General features: G+C 74.4%; 14 protein-coding genes, 1 tRNA gene and 1 pseudogene. 9 read left to right on the top strand and 7 right to left on the bottom strand.

Features of this window, described 5'->3' with window-relative positions:
- Positions 1-5: 5 nt before the first annotated feature.
- Positions 6-506, bottom strand: coding sequence for a hypothetical protein (locus ACZLMO_RS00915; protein ID WP_425714404.1), 501 nt, complete (start codon positions 504-506; stop codon positions 6-8).
- Between the two features lie 164 nt (positions 507-670).
- On the opposite strand from ACZLMO_RS00915, the gene ACZLMO_RS00920 reads away from it, so the two are divergent.
- From ACZLMO_RS00920 to ispF, 3 genes are read left to right on the top strand one after another with little or no spacing between them, the layout of a single operon-like run.
- Entirely contained in the window at positions 671-1,204 is a 534-nt protein-coding gene (locus tag ACZLMO_RS00920) for a CarD family transcriptional regulator (protein ID WP_425714405.1), read from the top strand.
- A 22-nt stretch (positions 1,205-1,226) separates the two neighbouring features.
- Complete coding sequence (ispD, locus tag ACZLMO_RS00925; protein ID WP_425714406.1) at positions 1,227-2,027, top strand: 2-C-methyl-D-erythritol 4-phosphate cytidylyltransferase; 801 nt, start codon at positions 1,227-1,229, stop codon at positions 2,025-2,027.
- A 7-nt stretch (positions 2,028-2,034) separates the two neighbouring features.
- On the top strand, positions 2,035-2,520 hold the full coding sequence (gene ispF, locus ACZLMO_RS00930) for a 2-C-methyl-D-erythritol 2,4-cyclodiphosphate synthase (RefSeq protein WP_425714407.1): 486 nt from the start codon (positions 2,035-2,037) through the stop codon (positions 2,518-2,520).
- A gap of 286 nt (positions 2,521-2,806) precedes the next feature.
- Here the strand turns inward: ispF and ACZLMO_RS00935 are convergent, their stop codons facing one another.
- The gene (locus tag ACZLMO_RS00935; protein WP_463652739.1) at positions 2,807-4,240 is read right to left on the bottom strand and encodes an MFS transporter; all 1,434 of its coding nucleotides are present in this window, start codon (positions 4,238-4,240) and stop codon (positions 2,807-2,809) included.
- A gap of 160 nt (positions 4,241-4,400) precedes the next feature.
- Here ACZLMO_RS00935 and cysS point away from each other — a divergent pair, with 160 nt between their 5' ends.
- The 3 genes from cysS to ACZLMO_RS00950 are packed head-to-tail and all read left to right on the top strand — an operon-like array spanning position 4,401 to position 7,257.
- Positions 4,401-5,849 carry a cysteine--tRNA ligase gene (gene cysS / locus ACZLMO_RS00940; RefSeq protein ID WP_425714408.1) on the top strand — a complete coding sequence of 483 codons (1,449 nt, stop codon included), beginning with the start codon at positions 4,401-4,403 and terminating at the stop codon, positions 5,847-5,849.
- Positions 5,849-6,904, top strand: a complete 1,056-nt coding sequence (gene rlmB, locus ACZLMO_RS00945; RefSeq protein ID WP_425714409.1) for a 23S rRNA (guanosine(2251)-2'-O)-methyltransferase RlmB — start codon at positions 5,849-5,851, stop codon at positions 6,902-6,904. Before cysS ends, rlmB begins: the two co-directional genes overlap by 1 nt.
- A complete protein-coding gene (locus ACZLMO_RS00950; protein ID WP_463652629.1) occupies positions 6,901-7,257 on the top strand; it encodes a hypothetical protein in 357 nt (118 codons plus the stop codon). Before rlmB ends, ACZLMO_RS00950 begins: the two co-directional genes overlap by 4 nt.
- 88 nt (positions 7,258-7,345) lie before the next feature.
- Here ACZLMO_RS00950 and ACZLMO_RS00955 read toward each other — a convergent pair whose 3' ends face one another.
- From ACZLMO_RS00955 to ACZLMO_RS00970, 4 genes are all read right to left on the bottom strand, one after another.
- Complete coding sequence (locus ACZLMO_RS00955; RefSeq protein ID WP_463652630.1) at positions 7,346-8,569, bottom strand: DUF4032 domain-containing protein; 1,224 nt, start codon at positions 8,567-8,569, stop codon at positions 7,346-7,348.
- Between the two features lie 140 nt (positions 8,570-8,709).
- Positions 8,710-9,834, bottom strand: a complete 1,125-nt coding sequence (locus tag ACZLMO_RS00960) for an ABC transporter ATP-binding protein (protein ID WP_463652631.1) — start codon at positions 9,832-9,834, stop codon at positions 8,710-8,712.
- 156 nt (positions 9,835-9,990) lie between these two features.
- Positions 9,991-10,842, bottom strand: a complete 852-nt coding sequence (otsB, locus tag ACZLMO_RS00965) for a trehalose-phosphatase (RefSeq protein WP_425714413.1) — start codon at positions 10,840-10,842, stop codon at positions 9,991-9,993.
- The gene (locus ACZLMO_RS00970) at positions 10,839-12,488 is read right to left on the bottom strand and encodes an alpha,alpha-trehalose-phosphate synthase (UDP-forming) (protein ID WP_425714414.1); all 1,650 of its coding nucleotides are present in this window, start codon (positions 12,486-12,488) and stop codon (positions 10,839-10,841) included. Before ACZLMO_RS00970 ends, otsB begins: the two co-directional genes overlap by 4 nt.
- 198 nt (positions 12,489-12,686) lie before the next feature.
- Here ACZLMO_RS00970 and ACZLMO_RS00975 point away from each other — a divergent pair, with 198 nt between their 5' ends.
- The 3 genes from ACZLMO_RS00975 (at position 12,687) to ACZLMO_RS00985 (ending at position 16,106) form a co-directional block, all read left to right on the top strand.
- Positions 12,687-14,870 carry a serine/threonine-protein kinase gene (locus ACZLMO_RS00975; RefSeq protein ID WP_463652632.1) on the top strand — a complete coding sequence of 728 codons (2,184 nt, stop codon included), beginning with the start codon at positions 12,687-12,689 and terminating at the stop codon, positions 14,868-14,870.
- Positions 14,871-15,106: 236 nt separating this feature from the next.
- On the top strand, positions 15,107-15,985 hold the full coding sequence (locus ACZLMO_RS00980) for a DsbA family protein (RefSeq protein ID WP_463652633.1): 879 nt from the start codon (positions 15,107-15,109) through the stop codon (positions 15,983-15,985).
- A 45-nt stretch (positions 15,986-16,030) separates the two neighbouring features.
- Positions 16,031-16,106, top strand: a tRNA-Thr gene (locus tag ACZLMO_RS00985).
- Here the strand turns inward: ACZLMO_RS00985 and ACZLMO_RS00990 are convergent.
- A pseudogene (locus ACZLMO_RS00990) lies at positions 16,093-17,736 on the bottom strand (ABC-F family ATP-binding cassette domain-containing protein); the annotation flags it as partial. The gene ACZLMO_RS00985 and the pseudogene ACZLMO_RS00990 sit on opposite strands and share 14 nt — an antisense overlap.
- Positions 17,737-17,935: the final 199 nt, after the last annotated feature.

A 17,935-nucleotide genomic window follows, 5' to 3' on the forward strand; every position in this document is an offset into this window, starting at 1 on the left:
GCGACTCAGGAGGAGGACTCGGAGCCGGACTCCGGCGAGTCCGCCTGCTCGAGGAACTCCGAGTACTCGGCGAGCGTGCCGTCGAGGACGGGGATCTCGATGACCGAGCTGAAGCCGCCGGGGCCCTGGACCGCGGTCGGCAGCGTCGAGCCGGGAGCGCCCTCGACCGCCTCGATCGTCACGTTCGCCTCGTGCAGCGGGATGTGGCTCTCGGCCGGCACCTCGAAGGGCGCTGGTGCGCCGGTCTCCCCGACGTCGAGCTGGACCGTCACCGGCTCGAGCGTGTTGTTGACGATCGACCCCACGACGTGGCCGACCTCGCCCTCGCCCTCGGTGAGGACGAGGAGGTTCTCGACCGCGACCCCGTCGGCGACCTGGACCCGCGTGCCGTCGGACGGGGCGTACGGGTTGAGCGTCGTCACGTCGGCCGCCAGCATGCAGGACGACAGCAGCGCGGCGGACGCGACGGCGACGCCGACGCGGGTCAGGCGCTGGGGAACGGCCATGGTGAGGCTCCTTCAGGGGGGTGGTCGGGACCTGTCGCGAGGGTACTAGACCTGCGTCGACGTCGGCCCCGTCAGGCGGTCCGTCGAGTCTCACGAGGCGCGGAATCACGCCGAAACGGCGTGGTAGAATGGCCTGTCGCCAAGCCTGAGGGAGTACTTCACACATGACGTTCGTAGTGGGCGAGACGGTGGTGTACCCCCATCACGGGGCCGCCCTCATCGAGGACATCACGGTCCGCACGATCAAGGGCCAGGAGAAGACCTACCTCCACCTCAAGGTGGCCCAGGGCGACCTGAGCATCCAGGTGCCGGCCGAGAACGTCGACCTCGTCGGTGTCCGCGACGTCGTGGGCGAGGAGGGGCTCGAGAAGGTGCTCGACGTGCTCCGCGCGCCCCACACCGAGGAGCCGACCAACTGGTCGCGCCGCTACAAGGCCAACGTCGAGAAGATCGCGTCGGGTGACATCAACAAGGTGGCCGAGGTCGTCCGCGACCTCTCCCGCCGGGACACCGACCGCGGCCTGTCCGCCGGCGAGAAGCGCATGCTCGCCAAGGCGCGGCAGATCCTGTCCTCCGAGCTCGCGCTCGCGAAGGACATCACCGAGGAAGAGGCCGAGAGCCTGCTCGACGAGGTCCTCGCCGTCGGGGCCGAGGCCGCCGCGGCCGCGGAGCCCGTCGCCGACGCCCCCGCCTCCTGAGCGGGACGGGCCGGACCAGGTCGTGACCCGCGTCCACTGCGTCCTCGTGGCCGCCGGGTCCGGGACCAGGCTCGGCGCGCGCGGGCCCAAGGCTCTCGTCGAGCTCGGCGGTGAACCGCTGCTCGTCCACGCCCTGCGCGGGCTCGCCCTGGCCGGGGTGCTCGACTCCGTGATCGTCGTGGCGCCGGTCGACCGGACGGACCACGTGCGCGGGCTCGCCTCGGCGACGCTCGCCGAGCACGGGTACCGCGGTGGGGTCGACGTCACCGCGGGCGGCGCGACGCGACAGGCGTCCGTCGTGGCCGGCCTCGCGGCGCTCGACACCCTCGCGAACCCTGACGACGACGACGTCGTGCTCGTCCACGACGCCGCCCGCTGCCTCACCCCGACCGACCAGGTGCGCCGCGTGGTCGACGCCGTCCGCGCCGGGCACGGCGCCGTCGTCCCGGCCGTCCCCGTCACCGACACCCTCAAGCGGGTCGCCGACCCGGTGCTCGGCGGCGTCGAGCCGGTCGTGGCCACCGTGGACCGCTCCGAGCTGCGAGCCGTCCAGACTCCGCAGGGCTTCACGATCGGCGTCCTGCGGTCCGCCCACGAGACCGGGGCCCACCGCGCGGGCGACGAGGCGCTGGCCGCGTCGGACGATGCGGGTCTCGTCGAGGCGCTCGGCGGGCCGGTCGCGGTTGTGGCCGGTTCGACCGCCGCCCTCAAGGTGACGACCCCGTTCGACCTGCGCGTGGCCGAGCTCGTCCTTGCCGACCGTGGTGGTGCCGCGGACGGTGCGGGTGCCGTGGACGGTGCCGTGGCTGCGGTGGGGGACTGAGGCCGCCATGTCGTTGCCCCGCACCGGAATCGGGACCGACGTCCACGCCGTCTCGGCCGACCCCGACCGGCCGATGATGCTCGCGTGCCTCCAGTGGCCCGGTGTCGTGGGGCTCGAGGGGCACTCCGACGCCGACGTCGCCGCCCATGCCGCCTGCGACGCCGTGCTCTCCGCCGCCGGCATGGCCGACCTCGGCACGCAGATCGGCACGAGCGAGCCGCGTTGGAAGGGGGCGTCGGGCGCGGAGCTGCTCGCCGAGATGGCGGCGCGCGTGCGGGCGGCGGGCTGGGAGATCGGCAACGTCGCCGTCCAGGTGATCGGCGCGTTCCCGCGCCTCGGACCGAGGCGGGAGGGGGCCCAGGCCGCGATGACCGCCGCGCTGGGCGCGCCCGTCTCGTTGTCCGCGACGACCACCGACGGTCTCGGGTTCACGGGTCGCCGCGAGGGCGTGGCGGCGGTGGCGACGGCCCTCGTCGCCCGCACCGGAGCGTGAGCGGATCCTGGCGCGTGAGCGGACGCCGGACCGGCACGAACCCACCGCACGTCTGACGGCCCTGAACCGCACTCTCGACCACTGGTGGGGTGCTGAGCCGTTGCCACGGCGACGACCGGCCGGACCGATTCGTCGAGATTGCGGTTGGGGCCCCAACCGCAATCTCGACGACGACGAACCGCAATCTCGACGGAACTGAGTCGCACTCTCGACCAGGTGCGCGGCTCCCAACCACAATCTCGACGGCGACGAACCGCAATCTCGATGAACGGGGTGGGGGGAGGTGTCAGCGGCGGGCGTCCCGGGGCGGCGTGAGGTCGCGGGCGCTGACGGGGATCAGCAGCGCGAGACCGACGGCGAGCACGAGGACGATGCCGAGGATGCCCCAGTACTGGACGTCGTTGCCGGACAGGTCGGTGACCTGCCGGCCGACCCAGAGCGCGACCGCGAACATCGAGGGCGCGAGGAACGACACCGCGCGACCCGTGGTGGCGTACAGGCCGAACACCTCGCCGTCCTTGCCCGGGGGGATGAGCCGCGCGAGGAAGGTGCGCGAGGCGGACTGTGCCGGGCCGACGAACACGCACAGCACGAGCCCGAGGACCCAGAAGAGGGATGCACCCAGGTCGTGCAGCGCGAAGATCCCGATGCCCGCGACCACCATCGACACGAGCGAGATCACGATGACCCGCTTGGGCCCGAACCGGTCGTCGAGCAGGCCGAACGAGATGGTCGCGACGCCGGCCACGACGTTCGCGGCTACCGCGAAGATGATGACCTCGCCGGCGCTGAAGCCGAACGTGCCGGCGGCGATGATGCCCCCGAAGGTGAAGACCCCGGCGAGGCCGTCGCGGAACACGGCCGAGGCGAGGAGGAACCACACGGTGCGCCGGTCGGTGCGCCAGAGGGAGGCGATCGAGCCGAGGAGCCGCTTGTAGGACTGGACGATCGACTCCTTCGGCGCCTCGGCCTCGGCGCCGGTGCGGTCGCGGAGCCGGGCGGAGTCGCGCAGGGAGGTGACGACGAGCGGCGCGGAGAAGAGCACCGTCCACGCGGCCGCGACGAGCGTGGTCACCCGGACGTCCATCCCGTTCTCGCTCGTCACGCCGAACAGGCCGACCTCGGGGTTGATGAGCCCGAAGTAGACGACGAGCAGCAGCACGATGCCGCCGACGTAGCCCATGCCCCAGCCGAAGCCCGAGACCCGACCGACGTTCCGCGGGGTGGAGATGTCGTTGAGCATGGCGTTGTAGTTGACGCCCGCGAGCTCGGACGCGACGTTGCCGACCGCGAGCAGGATGAGCCCGAGCCACAGCCACTGGGCCTCGAACGACCCGTCGGCCTGCACGGCGGGGGCGACGAGGAACATGCACGCGGTGACCACCGCGATGACACCCGTGTACAGGGCGAGGTTGAGCGCGCGGTGCCCGGACCGGTCCGCCCGCTGCCCGGTCACCGGGGCGATGAGCGCGATGACGACCCCCGCGACGGCGAGCACGGCGGCGAGCATGCCGTCGGCCCCCTCCCCGAACAGGTCCTCGTTCGTCAGGTACACGGAGAAGACGAAGGTCGTGATCACCGCGTTGAACGCGGCCGAGGCCCAGTCCCACAGCCCCCAGACGAGAACCTTCGACGGGCGGGCGATCCGGCGGGCCTCCGCGCGCAGGCGGGCCGCCGCGGGGTCCGGGCCCGCCGCGGGGGCGGCGTCGTCGTCGGGCATGGTGCCGGTGGTCGAGGTGCGGGGGGTGGTGGCGGGCGCGGACCGCTCGGGGCGGTCGTGGCCGGGGGGCTCCGGGGTGGTCACCCGCGCAACCTAGCCGCACCTGGTGTCGGGAAGGTGACATCGGCGGGTTCGTCGGCGTCGTCGTTAGGCTGTCCCGGTGAGCCTCCTCCTGCACGACACCGCCTCCCGACGGGAGATCCCCCTCGACCCAGTCACCCCGGGCAAGGTCGGGATCTACCTGTGCGGCGCCACCGTGCAGGGTGCTCCCCATGTGGGGCACCTGCGCTCCGCGATCGCGTTCGACGTCCTCGCGCGCTGGCTGCGGCGCTCCGGGCTCGACGTCACGCTCGTCCGCAACGTCACCGACATCGACGACAAGATCCTCGAGAAGTCCGCGCTGGCGGACGCCCCGTGGTGGGCGTGGGCCTACCGGTTCGAGCGCGAGTTCACGGCGGCCTACGCGGCGCTCGGCGTCCTCCCGCCCACCTACGAGCCGCGGGCCACGGGCCACGTGACCGAGATGGTCGCCCTCATGCGGCGCCTCGAGGAGCGCGGCCACGCCTACGCGGGCGACGCCGGGAACGTCTACTTCTCGGTCCGCTCCTTCGACGACTACGGGGCCCTGACCAACCAGCGTGCGGGCAGCTCCGTGGTGGACGAGACGGACGTCGCGCCCGACAAGCGCGACCCGCTCGACTTCGCCCTGTGGAAGGCGCCGCGACCCGGCGAGCCGGAGTCGGCCGCCTGGGACACCCCCTACGGCCGCGGTCGGCCGGGCTGGCACCTCGAGTGCTCGACGATGGCGCACCGCTACCTCGGTGAGACGTTCGACATCCACGGCGGCGGCATCGACCTGCGCTTCCCCCACCACGAGAACGAGCAGGCGCAGTCCCGCGCCGCCGGGTACGGGTTCGCGCGGATCTGGATGCACAACGCCTGGGTGGTCGTGGCCGGCGAGAAGATGGGCAAGTCCCTCGGCAACGCCCTCACGGTCGAGCAGGTCCTCACGCGGGCCCCGGCCCCCGTCGTCCGCCTCGCGCTCGCCTCGGTGCACTACCGCGGCGCCGTCGAGTTCTCCGACGTCTCGCTCTCGGAGGCCGCGGCGCAGTGGGAGCGGATCACCTCCTTCGTGCTGCGGTCCGCCGAGGCGACCGGGGAGGCGGGCGCCGAGGAGCTCGCCGCCGCAGACGCGCTGCCGGCGGAGTTCACCGCCGCGATGGACGACGACCTCGGCGTCTCGGCCGCGATGGCCCTCGTCCACGCCGAGCTGCGGGCCGCCAACGCGGCGCTCGCCGACGCCCGCCCTGCCGACGCGCACACCGGCCAGGTCCGGGTCCGCGCGATGCTCGACGTCCTCGGGCTCGACCCGCTCGCCGAGCCCTGGCGGGCCGGGACGACCGGCGCTGCGGGGGGAGCCTCCGGGGGGAACGCGGCGCACGACGCCCTCGCGGCCCTCGTCGAGTCCGCGCTCGAGGAGCGGTCCCGGGCGCGGGCGGACAAGGACTGGGCACGGGCGGACGCCGTGCGCGACAGGCTCACCTCGGCCGGGATCTCGGTCGAGGACGGTGCGGGCGGGGCCCGCTGGCATCTGGCAGGAGGTGCCTGATGGCCGGGAACTCCCAGCGCCGTGGCGCCGTACGCAAGGCAGGCTCGAAGAAGGCGCCCACCAAGGGGTCGGGCGGCCAGCGCCGCCGCGGGCTCGAGGGCCGGGGCCCGACGCCGAAGGCCGAGGACCGCGAGTACCACCCGGCGGCGAAGCGGGCCGAGGCCAACCGCCGCCGGGCGACCAACGACCCCAAGGCGCAGGCCGCCCTCGCCGCCGACCGTGCCGCGAAGCTGCGCAACCGCCTGGGCATCGCGGCGGACGCCGAGCTCGTCGTGGGCCGCAACCCCGTGGCCGAGGCCGTCCGCGCCGGCGTGACGATGTCCCACGTCCTCATCTCCGGCGCCGCTGCCTCGGACGCCCGGCTCGCCGAGCTCGTGCGCACCGCGACGGCGCTCGGCGCCCCGCTGGTCGAGACCACCCGCGTCGACCTCGACCTCCTCACCGACGGCGGCGTGCACCAGGGCGTGGCGATCGCCGTCGCCCCGTACTCCTACGCCGACCTCACCGACCTCCTCGACCGGGCCGAGCACCGCGGGGGAGCGCCGCTGATCGTCGCCCTCGACTCCGTCACCGACCCCCACAACCTCGGGGCCGTGCTCCGGTCGGCCGGGGCGTTCGGCGCCGACGGCGTGCTCCTGCCCGAGCGCCGCTCCGCCGGCATCACCTCGACCGTGTGGAAGGTGTCGGCCGGCGCCGCCGCCCGCGTCCCGGTGGCTCGGGAGACCAACCTGACCCGCGCGCTCACGGACGCGAAGAAGGCCGGCTGCTTCGTCGTCGGTCTCGACGGCGAGGCGACCACCTCGATCCGGGACCTCGAGCTCGCGACCGAGCCCCTCGTGCTCGTCACGGGCTCGGAGGGCAAGGGGCTCTCGCGGCTCGTGCGCGACACGTGCGACGTCGTCGCGTCGATCCCCATCGCCCCCGACGTCGAGTCCCTCAACGCGGCCGTCGCCACGGGCGTGGCGCTCTACGAGATCTCCCGACGACGAGAAGAGGCGCTCGACGACCGCGCGGCGGACGCGGGGCCGGCAGCGGGGTCGGAGGAGCAGCGATGAGCGACGCGGGCGTGGCGCAGTACCTGGACGAGGCCGCCGAGTCGGTGCTCGCCGGCGACGGGCTCGTGCTCGACGAGCGCGACCCGGACGTCCCGCTCCCGCTGCGCGACCTGTGGGGCTTCTACCGGGCCCTCGCGGTCGACCGGCCGTGGATCCTGCGGGGCGCGGTCGCGGCCGAGCTCTGGGGGGCCAGCCTCCTCATGCGCAAGCGGTCCTTCGGCGCCCGGTCCGCCGGTGTCCTGCTCCTGGCCGACGCGGTCGGCGAGCTCTTCCTCCAGGCCTACGCCCGCCGGCACACGGACGGGGCCGGGCGCCTCGTCCTGCCGCCGCGCCCGCGCGACACCTCGGCCTGACCCGGAACGACGAGGCCTGACGGCGAGGGGCTGTCGGCCCCCGGGCGTCGCGCCGTGGCCGGGCGCCCCGGAGGGGCCGCGCACCGGTTCAGGGGTTGTCGGTGTCGATGACCCGGCGCTCGTCCATCCGGTGCCGCAGCTCGGTCTCGATGTAGGACTGCACCGCCTCGGAGGTCGGCACGTCGCGCCCGTGCGCCTGGGACATGTACCAGCGGTGCTCGAGGATCTCGTGGAAGATCTCCGCCGGCTCGAGCTTGCGGCGCAGCTCGCGCGGCACCGCCCGGACGGTCGGCTCGAAGACCTCGCCCAGCCAGTCGTGGGCGACGACGGCGAGGTCGTCCCCGGGTCCGCCGCGGGTGGCGCGGAACTGCTCGAGGTCGTTGAGCATCCGGCGGCCCTGGTTCTCCTGGACGTCGAGCCCGGTCAGGCGCATGACCTGCCGGTGGAAGTGGCCGGCGTCGACGACCTTGGGCTGGATGGAGACCGTCGTGCCGGACACGTCGGTCGTGATGTCGATCTCGTCGACGTCGTAGCCCAGCTCGTTGAGCCGGTTCATCCGCTGCTCGACCCGCCACAGCTCGCCGGCGCTGAAGCTCTCGCGCCGGGTGAGCTCGGCCCACAGCGACTCGTAGCGGGAGACGATCTGGTCGCCCACCTCGATCGTGTCGATGTCCTCCGGGGCGATCTCACCGGCCTGGAGGTCCATCAGCTCGCCGATGATGTTCGTGCGGGCGAGGTCGAGGTCGTAGCTGCGCTTGGCGTCGGACAGCGGCGGGTGCAGCTCGCCCGTCTCGGCGTCGACGAGGTAGGCGGCGAACGCACCGGCGTCCCGGCGGAAGAGCGTGTTGGACAGCGAGACGTCGCCCCAGAAGAACCCGAGCAGGTGGAGGCGGACGAGGAGCACGGCCAGGGCGTCGATGAGCCGCCCGATCGTCTCCGGGCGCATGTGTTGGCTGAACAGCGCGCGGTAGGGCAGGGCGTACTCGAGGTGGCGGGTGACGAGGGCGGAGTTGAGGGGTTCGCCGTCGGCCCCCGTCCGACCCGTGACGACGGCGAGGGGCACGACGGCGGGGGCCTCGAGGCGCCCCAGGGTCCGCAGGACCTCGTACTCGCGGTAGGCGACCGACTCGCCGATCTCCTTGACGGCGACGAGTCCGGTCGAGGTGCGGACGAACCGGACGACGTGCCGCGAGAGCCCGCGGGGGAGTGCCGCGAGGACGTCCTCCGGCCACTCCTCGAGCGGGACGTCCCAGGGCAGGGCGAGCAGGCCGGCGTCGACCACGGACGCGGTGATCTGCCGTTCCTGGGCCACTGGTGGAGCTCCTCCTGCTGGGGGTCGGGCGTCGGCGACCCGGCTCGGGGCGCCGGGGCGCGGCGACGGGGGCGTTTCCTGGGGCGCTCCCGAGGGCGTTCCCGGGGCGCGGCGTGCGCGCCGCGCCCCGGGTGGGTGCCTCAGTGGGGCAGGCGCTCGCCGGTCGAGGGGGAGAAGTCGTGCTGCTCCTCGGGGCGGATGGTCACGTGGATCGTCGAGCCCTTGTCCGGGACGTCGCGGGGGTCGATCCGGATGACGACCTGGTCGGGGTCCTCGCCCGAGCCGACCTTCGCCGCCGCCTCGCGGCCGACGAGCGAGCCGTAGACGTAGGCGTCCGAGCCGAGCTCCTCGACGAGGTTGACGGAGACGGGGAGCGCGCCGGGGGTGCCCTCCGAGACCCGCTCCGTGGACTCCGGTCGGAAGCCGATCGTCACCGTGCTCGCCCCCTCCTCGCGCAGCGCCGCCAGGCTCGCCGGGCTCAGCGGGATGCGGGCCTCGCCGAGGGTGGCGTGGTCGCCGTCGAGGGTGAACTCGCCGATGTTCATCGCGGGCGAGCCGATGAACCCGGCGACGAACACGTTCGCGGGGCGGTCGTACATCTCGCGCGGCGTCCCGACCTGCTGGAGCACGCCGAAGTTGAGGACCGCGATGCGGTCACCCATCGTCAGGGCCTCCGTCTGGTCGTGCGTGACGTAGACGGTGGTGACGCCGAGGCGGCGCTGGAGCGACGCGATCTGCGTGCGGGTCTGGACGCGCAGCTTGGCGTCGAGGTTGGACAGCGGCTCGTCCATGAGGAACACGCGCGGCTGGCGGACGATCGCGCGGCCCATGGCCACGCGCTGGCGCTGACCGCCGGACAGCGCCTTCGGCTTGCGCTCGAGGTAGTCCGTGAGGTCGAGGATCTTCGCGGCCTCCTCCACGCGCGCGGCGATCTCGGACTTCGGCGTCCCGGCGATCTTCAGGGCGAAGCCCATGTTGTCGGCGACGCTCATGTGCGGGTACAGCGCGTAGTTCTGGAACACCATCGCGATGTCCCGGTCCTTCGGCTGGACGTCGGTGACGTCGCGGTCGCCGATGAGGATGCGACCGGCGTTGACGTCCTCGAGCCCCGCGAGCATGCGCAGGGACGTGGACTTTCCGCAGCCGGAGGGGCCGACGAGGACGAGGAACTCGCCGTCGGCGATCTCGAGGTCGAGCGCGTCCACCGCGGGCCGGTCGGAGCCGGGGTAGACGCGGGTGGCCTTGTCGAAGGTCACTGAAGCCATGGTGGTGGTATCCCTTCACCGGCAGGTACGTGCCGGACGATCCGTCGTGAAGAGCGCGGGTGTGTCTACACCGACACGCGCGGGCGCCCCCGTGGCCGACCGCAGGAGCATCATGGCACGCGGCCGGGTCCCGCGGCAGGCCGGAGGTCCCGCTGCTCAGCCGCGCAGGCGGGCGAGCCGGTCGAGCACCGCGGCGACCTCGTCGGGGTCGCCCACCCGGAACCGGGCCGCCGTCTCCCCGTCGCCGACCTTGAGGCCGAGGTCGGCCCCCGTGAGGACGGCGAACGCGTCCTCGTCGGTGCGGTCGTCCCCGGCGTAGAGCACGGCGTCGGCGCCGGTGTCGGCCCGCAGGTCGAGCACCCCGTCGCCCTTCGTCACGGTGAGCACGGCCATCTCGAGGACGTCGTGGCCCGAGATGACGCGGACGCCCGGCAGGCCGGCGGGGCCGGTGAGCAGCGCGGTCGTCGCGGCCCGTGCTGCGTCCTCGCCGAGGCCGCGGGTGTGCAGGGTGACGGAGGCCGGCTTGGCCTCGAGGTGGGTGCCCGGGTGCTCGGCGACGATCCGCTCGGTCTCTCGCAGGACCTCGGCGCGCAGGGCGACGAGCTCGTCGTCGAGGTCGATCGGGTCCGCGGTGATGCCGCCGTCGGCGGTGATCCGGCCGCGCTCCGCGCCGTGGGAGGCGACGATGCGGGTCCCCTCCGGCAGGTCGGCGAGCGAGGCGAGCGTCGTGGCGTCACGGCCGGAGACGACCGCGACGCTGACGCCCGGCAGCTGGGCGAGCTGGTCGACGGCCCACACGGCGGCGTCGGTCATCCGGGAGGTCAGCGGGTCGTCGACCAGCGGGGCGAGGACCCCGTCGAAGTCGAGGGCGACGAGGAGGTGCTCGTGGCGGGCGAGCGCGCCGACCGCCTCGTCGAGCTCGGGGTCGAGGCGCACCGTGAACATCGGGGAGTCGATCCCCGGGCCGGGCACGCCGCGGTCGGCGCTCACGTCGGGCTGCTCGTTCATCGGTCCTCCTGGGTGCTCGCGGCCCCGGTGGCGGGACCGTCGTCGTCGGGTGCGTGTCCGTCGTCGTCGGGTGCGTGTCCGGCGTCGTCGGACGTGTGACCGGAGCCCTCCGCGTGGGCGGAGCCGTTCCCGTGGCCGGAGCCCTCGGCGAGGCCGCGCGGGTGGGCCTGCGCGAGGTAGCCGAGGAAGTCGTCGGCCCAGCGCTGGACGTCGTGCGTCATCACGCGGCGGCGCATCGACCGCATCCGGCGGCGGCCCTCCTGCGCGTTGAGGTGGGTGGCCTGGACGATCGCGGCCTTGAGCCCGTCGATGTCGTGCGGGTTGACCATGAACGCCTGCGGCAGCTCGTCCGCTGCGCCCGTGAACTCCGAGAGGACGAGCGCGCCGCCGAGGTCCTCACGGGCGGCGATGTACTCCTTGGCCACGAGGTTCATGCCGTCGCGCAGCGAGGTCACGAGCGCCACGTCGGCCGCGAGGAACATGGCGGCCATCTCCTCGGGCGGGAAGGACTGGTGGAGATAGCTGATCGGCGCCGAGCCGATGTCGCCGTGGTCTCCGTTGATCCGGGCGACGGCGACCTCGACCTCGTCGCGCAGCACCTTGTACTGCTCGACCCGCTCGCGCGAGGGCGAGGCGACCTGGACGAGCACGGTCTCGTCGGCCTTGAGCAGGCCGTCCCGGACCAGCTCCCCGTACGCCTTGATCCGGTGGAGGATCCCCTTGGTGTAGTCGAGCCGGTCGACGCCGAGGAGCACCGTGCGCGGGTCGCCGAGCTCCTTGCGGATCGCCCGGGCGCGCTCCCGGACCTCGGGGCGGGCGGCCTTCTCGGCGAACCCCTCGGAGTCGATCGAGATGGGGAACGCCCGCGCACGCACCGAGCGCTCCTCCGGCAGCAGCGAGCTCGGCCGGACGCGGACCTGGTCGCCGCGCGTGGGGTGGTCGGTGAGGCGGCGGACCGCGCGCAGGAAGTTCCCGGCGTCGGACTCGCGCTGGAAGCCGACGACGTCGGCTCCGAGCAGACCGTCGACCACCTGGCGGCGCCACGGCAGCTGGGTGAAGATCTCGACCGGCGGGAACGGGATGTGGTTGAAGAAGCCGATCCGGACGTCGGGGCGCCGGGTGCGGATGAGCGACGGGACAAGCTGGAGCTGGTAGTCGTGCACCCACACCGTGCCGCCCTCGGCGACGGTCTCGACCGCGGCGTCGGCGAACCGCTGGTTGACCCGCCGGTAGGCGTCCCACCACTCGCGGTGGAACTCGGGCTGGACGATGACGTCGTGGTACAGCGGCCACAGGGTCCCGTTGGCCATGCCCTCGTAGTAGCGCTCGACCTCCGTCGCGCGCAGGGGGACGGGCACGAGGTGCATGCCGACGGCGTCGAACGGGGCCGGCGTCTCCTCGTCCTCGGCGGTGGCGCCCGTCCACCCGATCCACGCGCCCTCGACCGACTGCATGATCGGTGCCAGCGCGGTGACGAGGCCGCCGGGCGAGCGGCGCCACTCGGTCTCGCCGTCCGGTCCCTCGACCGCGTCGACGGCGAGCCGGTTGGCCACGACGACGAGGTCGTAGCCGTCGCCGGCCGCGTCGACCGGGCCGGTGGTCGCGTCGTCGTCCGTGGTGCTCGTGCTCGTGGTGCTGCGCGTCATCCTGCGTCCTCCTCCGGCGCCACCTGGGCGGCCGCTCCCACCGTAGGCCCACGCGTGCGCGGCTGCACCCGGGTGCGGGCCCTGCGCCGGCGGGGCCGTACCCGGGCCCCGGCCGGGCATCAGGACGGGGCGACGTGCGGGGAGGCCTCGCCGGGTGGCGGACCGGCACGGTGCGCGCGGCACGGATAGCCTCGGCGCGTGGACAGTGCTGCGGGCCCCGAGCGGGCGGCCGGAGGGTGGGACGGTCCCGACGTGACCGCCGTCCGGGCCGCCGTGACGTCGCGCGACGCCGGACGCGCACGGAGCAGCGAGCACGTCCGGGAGCTGGGGGGCTACCGGCTCCTGCGCCGGATCGGGTCCGGAGGGATGGGGGAGGTGCACGAGGCCGTCGACGGCGACGGCCACCGCGTGGCCCTCAAGCTGCTCCACCCGCACGTGGCGCGCGAGGCCGCCTCCCGGGCCCGCCTCGCGCGCGAGGTCCAGCTCCTCCACCGGGTCCGCGCGCCCGGGGTGGCCCGGGTCATCGACGCCGAGGTCGAGGACGAGGAGGCCTTCGTCGTCACCGAGCTCGTCGACGGTCCCACCCTCGAGGCGGACGTCGCGGAGCACGGTGCGTTCTCCGGCGAGGAGATCGTCATGCTCGCCCACGGGCTCGCCGACGCCCTGCGCGCCATCCACTCGGCGGACATCGTCCACCGCGACCTCAAGCCGGGCAACGTCATGCTCTCCCCGGAGGGCCCCGTCCTCATCGACTTCGGGATCGCCCAGGTCGTCGACGACGAGCGCCTCACCCAGACGGGCCTCGTCACCGGAACGCCGGGCTACCTCGACCCCGAGGTGCTTGCCGGCGCCGAGCCCTCGCCGGCGTGCGACTGGTGGGCCTGGGCCGCGGTCCTCGTCCACGCATCGACGGCGCGCCCCCCGTTCGGGAAGGGGCCCACCGCCGCCGTCCTCGGCCGGGTGGCCACCGGGCGCGTCGACCTCGAGGGCGTCGACCCGATGCTCTCCCGCGCCCTCGCGGCCGCGCTCAGCCCGGACCCCGCCCACCGGCTCGACCCGGAGACCGTGCTCGCGGTCATCGACGGTGAGATCTCCGGGGCGGACCTGGACGCGCGGATCGCCGAGAGCGCGCGCCGTGCGCCGTCGTCGGCCGTGCACGGGGTGCTGCCCGCCGACGGCGCCGCGACGGGCGTGCTTCCCGCCGCGGACCCCGGGTCCGGCGACGGCTGGACCCGGCGGCCGGTCCACGGCTCCGGCGACCGGTACGAGCCCGCCGGATACGGGCAACCGGGGCAGGGCCATGGTGTCGAAGCGCCGGCACACCACGGTGGCCTCCCTGGTGGCCACGCTGCCGAGGGCCGCACGCAGGTGGCCGACCAGGGGTGGGCCCAGGGCGCCGGCTACGGGGCGGCCGGCGCCGGCGGATCAGCCGCGGCGGGCGGTTTCGCCACGGCGGGAGGCGAGGCGCCGCCCGTCTACCCGGCACCGCGCAGCTACCCGCCCGGCTCGGGCGACCGCTGGCCGGGCGACCAGGCGCACGGGGGCCAGGGGCGCGGCGGTCAGGACGTCGGCGGCTCGGCGTACGGTGACCGGGCGCGGGACGACCGCACGCGTGACGGTCGGTCGCGCGGTGGCTCCGGCGGCCGTCCCCCCGGCCCGCTCGGGCTCGACCGTCCCGAGCCCGCCGCCGGGCCCTACGGCCAGACCGCCGAGGGGATCGCGGCGTACGGCAACACGGGCACCTCCCTCCCGGACGGTCAGACCGCGCGTTCCTTCCTCGGGGAGGACGGGCGCGTGCCGGACTGGGCCCGGCCCCCCGCGAAGCGGACGGGGATCGCGGCCGCCGCGGGACTCGCACTTGCGGCCCTCGCCCCGCACGCGCCGGGCTGGTTCCTCGTGCTCCTCGTGCTCTCCGCCGTGCTCCTCGCGGCCTGGGGCCAGGCCGACGGCGGGCGCCGCAACGCCCGGCTGCGGCGCGGGGTCCGGGCGGGGGACACGGGGCGGATGCTCGCCGCGATGCCCTGGCACCTCGTGGTCGGCGCGTTCACGAGCGCGATCGGCGTGGTCATCGGCCTCGTCCTTGCGGCGTCGGTCGTCCTGGGCGCCGAGCTGCTCACCGGCGAGCCGGCGACTCCGCCCATCCTCCTGCTCGCCGGTCTTCTCGCCGTCTGCGGCGTCTGGCTCGCACCGACGGGCTCCAACGCGCGCGAGGGCTTCCGCTCGGTCGTCGGCACCCTCGCACCGGGGCGGCTCGCGCGCATCGTCCTGGTCGCCGCGCTGCTCGCGGTCGCCGTCGTCGCCGGTGGGACCGCGCTCGTCGGCGCGGCACCCGATCCGCTGTGGTGGCCCCTTCCCGACCTCACCTCCGTCGTCGCCGACTGACCGGCGCCGGGCGCCGGGTGCGTCCTCCGGGGGCGCGTCGCCGTCGGACCGTGACTCCTCGCCGGCTCGCCCGCGATCGTTCCCCGGACCTTCCCCCGCCCCCACCCGGCTGAGACACCGGCCACGTTCATCCGTCCGCGTGGTCGACGCCGCCCCGCCGCGCGACGCCCGCGTCGTAGTGTGGGGGCGCCTCCGGCCTGTCGCGGGAGGTCACGGCACGACGGAGGACTTCACCCATGGCCAACAAGGACCGGCTCACCGCCAACGAGCGGCGCGAGGCAGCCCGCGAGCGCGCCCGCAAGCTCAAGGCCGAGCAGCAGCGTCGGGCCCGTCGGAACCGCATCCTCACGATCGCGGCCGTGGTCGCGGGTGCCGTGCTCGTCGTCGGCGTCATCGGCTACATCATCTGGCAGGGGACGAAGTCCCCCCTCGACGAGTACGCCGGCCCCGTGCCGGAGAACGTCGAGGAGGACGGCGCGATCATGGTCGGCCAGGACGGTGTGGCCGGCTCTACGACCGACGGCGCGCCGGTCGTCGACGTCTACGCCGACCACACGTGCTCCTACTGCGCGAACTTCGAGGAGGCCAACGGCGAGGGCCTGCAGATGCTGGTGGCCGAGGGCGAGGCCCAGGCGGCGCTGCGCCCGGTGGGCCTGCTCGACCGCTCGGGCGACTACTCGGGCTACTCCGGCCGCGGTGTCGAGGCGATGTACGTGGTCGCCGACGGTGCACCCGAGTACATCTTCGAGGCCAACGACGCCCTGTTCGACCTGTGGCTCTCCAGCCTCGAGGCCACCCAGTCCACCGGCCAGGAGCCCACGGACGAGCAGATCATCGCCGCGCTCGAGGGCGTCGGCGTCCCCTCCGACGTGGCGTCGAGCATCACCGACGACGAGTTCGCCGAGTACGTGGCCGCGGCCACCGAGCAGGCCGTCGCCGACGGGGTCGAGGGCACGCCCACGATCCTCATCGACGGCGACGAGTTCACCGAGGGCCGGTACACGCCGGGCGGCCTCTACCTCGAGGTCACCGGCAACGAGCAGCCCGCCGCCGAGACGCCGAGCGATGCGCCGGCCGAGTCGCCGAGCGGTGAGAGCGAGACGGTCGCCCCCTGACACCTCGCGTACCCTCGGCGCAGGCCCGGCTCCGGCCGGGCCTGCGCCGACTTAGCTCAGCTGGTAGAGCTCCCGCCTTGTAAGCGGACGGTCGCGGGTTCGAGTCCCGCAGTCGGCTCCAGGGCCAGCCGCGGCCAGTGCGCGACGTCGCGGAGCAGCTGCCGGTCGTGCGTCGCCACGACGACCGCCGCCTCCGTGCCCTCGAGCGCCTCGGTCAGCTCCTCGACGAGCGCGATCGACAGGTGGTTCGTCGGCTCGTCGAGCAGGAGGACGTGCGGCCGCGAGGCCAGCGCCAGCGCGAGGTCGAGCCGGCGCTGCTGGCCCATCGACAGGTCGCCGACGGGCTTGCGCTGCTCGGCGGCGCGCAGCAGACCCAGGCTCGACAGGCCGACCACCAGGCTCTCCGGCAGCACGCCGTCGCTCACGAGTCGGCCGACATGGTCCCGGTAGACCGCGTGCGCGGATCGCCGGCCCGGGCGCGGCGACTCCTGCCCGAGCAGCTCGACCCGGGCCCGTCGGGCGGGGCGGGCGGTGCCCGACGTCGGCTCGAGGCGTCCCGCGAGGACGGCGAGCAGGGTGGACTTGCCCGCCCCGTTGGGCCCCGTGACGACGAGCCGGCCACCCGAGGGGACGTCGAGGGTGACGGGCCGGTCGAGGCGCCCGTCGACGGTGACCTCGTCGGCGCGGAGCATCGTCACGCCGGACCGCCCCCGCAGCTCGGGAAGCGAGAGTCGCAGGGGCGGCTCGGGCACCGAGAGCGCCTGCGCGTCGAGGGCCTCCTGCCGCCGGTGCACCGAGGCGACCAGCCCGGGCGCACGCGACTGTCGCTGGTGCTTGCCCGTGCCCTTGTCCGGCCGCCAGCCCGTGACGAGGCGGTCCTGCGCGGCCGCGAGGTCCTGCTTCAGCTGTGCACGGGTGGCCCGCTCGGCCTCGAAGTCGGCGACCCAGCGCTCGTACTGGGCCCGGCGGCCCTCCTGGTAGCCGGCGAACCCGTCGCCGTAGACGGTGGGGCGGCCGTCCGGGCTCGGGTCGAGGTCGAGGATCGTCGTCGCGACGTCGGTGAGCAGTGCCCGGTCGTGGCTGACGAGCACCACACCGCCCGCATGGCCGCGCAGGGACTCGGTGAGGTGGTCGAGGCCGGCGGCGTCGAGGTGGTTGGTCGGCTCGTCGAGCAGCAGGAAGTCGTGCTCCGCTCCGAGGAGTGCGGCCAGGCGTACCCGGTAGCGCTGCCCGACCGACAGCTCGGCGAGGGGCCGTGCGCGGTCGGTGACGGCGCTGAGGCGCTCGAGCGCGACGTCGACCCGGCGGTCCGCGTCCCAGGCGTCCAGCAGGGTCGCGGTCTCGAGGGCGGTGGCGTAGCGCGTGTCGGCGCCGCTCACACCGTCGGCGAGCTCCGCCGCAGCCGAGTCGAGCTCGGCGAGCGCGCGCCGGGAGTCGGCAAGCTCGTCGTCGACGAGGTCGCCGACCGTTCGCCCGTCGCCGGAGGGCATCTCCTGCTCGGCGACGCCGATCGTGCCTGTCCGCACGACCGTGCCGGTGTCGGGCGTGAGGTCGCCGACGAGGACGTGCAGGAGGGTCGACTTGCCCCGGCCGTTCTCGCCGATGATCCCCCAGCGGGAGCGGGGCGTGACCGCGAGGTCGACCCCGGTGAGGACGGGGTGACCGCCGCGGGCCAGGGTGACGTCGGTGGCGGCGAGCTGCGCATGGTCACGCGCGGGCAGGGTCGGTCGCAGGGGTGGGGTGAGAGTCATCAGGTCCTCCGGACGGAGGCGCGTGCGGCGCTCCGTCTCACGGGTGCCGGCCGCGGGGCCGGTCAGCGGGTGGGGTCCGTTCGGCCGACCCGCGGGCCGCAGGGGCGGGCGGGTCGGGGACGGGGTCCCTCAGAGGAAGAGGAGCTGATGTGCCACGGCACCCATCGTAGGTGCCGCGCGCGGCACGTGCCGGTGATTT

The sequence above is a fragment of the Georgenia sp. G2120 genome (assembly GCF_055326485.1).

Bases quoted from the DNA above. Each gene is read 5' to 3' on its own strand.
- ACZLMO_RS00920 (WP_425714405.1), top strand. From the start codon at position 671: ATGACGTTCGTAGTGGGCGAGACGGTGGTGTACCCCCATCACGGGGCC.
- rlmB (WP_425714409.1), top strand. From the start codon at position 5,849: ATGGCCGGGAACTCCCAGCGCCGTGGCGCCGTACGCAAGGCAGGCTCG.
- otsB (WP_425714413.1), bottom strand. From the start codon at position 10,842: ATGAACGAGCAGCCCGACGTGAGCGCCGACCGCGGCGTGCCCGGCCCG.
- ACZLMO_RS00935 (WP_463652739.1), bottom strand. From the start codon at position 4,240: ATGCCCGACGACGACGCCGCCCCCGCGGCGGGCCCGGACCCCGCGGCG.
- ACZLMO_RS00980 (WP_463652633.1), top strand. From the start codon at position 15,107: ATGGCCAACAAGGACCGGCTCACCGCCAACGAGCGGCGCGAGGCAGCC.
- ACZLMO_RS00960 (WP_463652631.1), bottom strand. From the start codon at position 9,834: ATGGCTTCAGTGACCTTCGACAAGGCCACCCGCGTCTACCCCGGCTCC.
- ispF (WP_425714407.1), top strand. From the start codon at position 2,035: ATGTCGTTGCCCCGCACCGGAATCGGGACCGACGTCCACGCCGTCTCG.
- ACZLMO_RS00950 (WP_463652629.1), top strand. From the start codon at position 6,901: ATGAGCGACGCGGGCGTGGCGCAGTACCTGGACGAGGCCGCCGAGTCG.
- ACZLMO_RS00970 (WP_425714414.1), bottom strand. From the start codon at position 12,488: ATGACGCGCAGCACCACGAGCACGAGCACCACGGACGACGACGCGACC.
- ACZLMO_RS00915 (WP_425714404.1), bottom strand. From the start codon at position 506: ATGGCCGTTCCCCAGCGCCTGACCCGCGTCGGCGTCGCCGTCGCGTCC.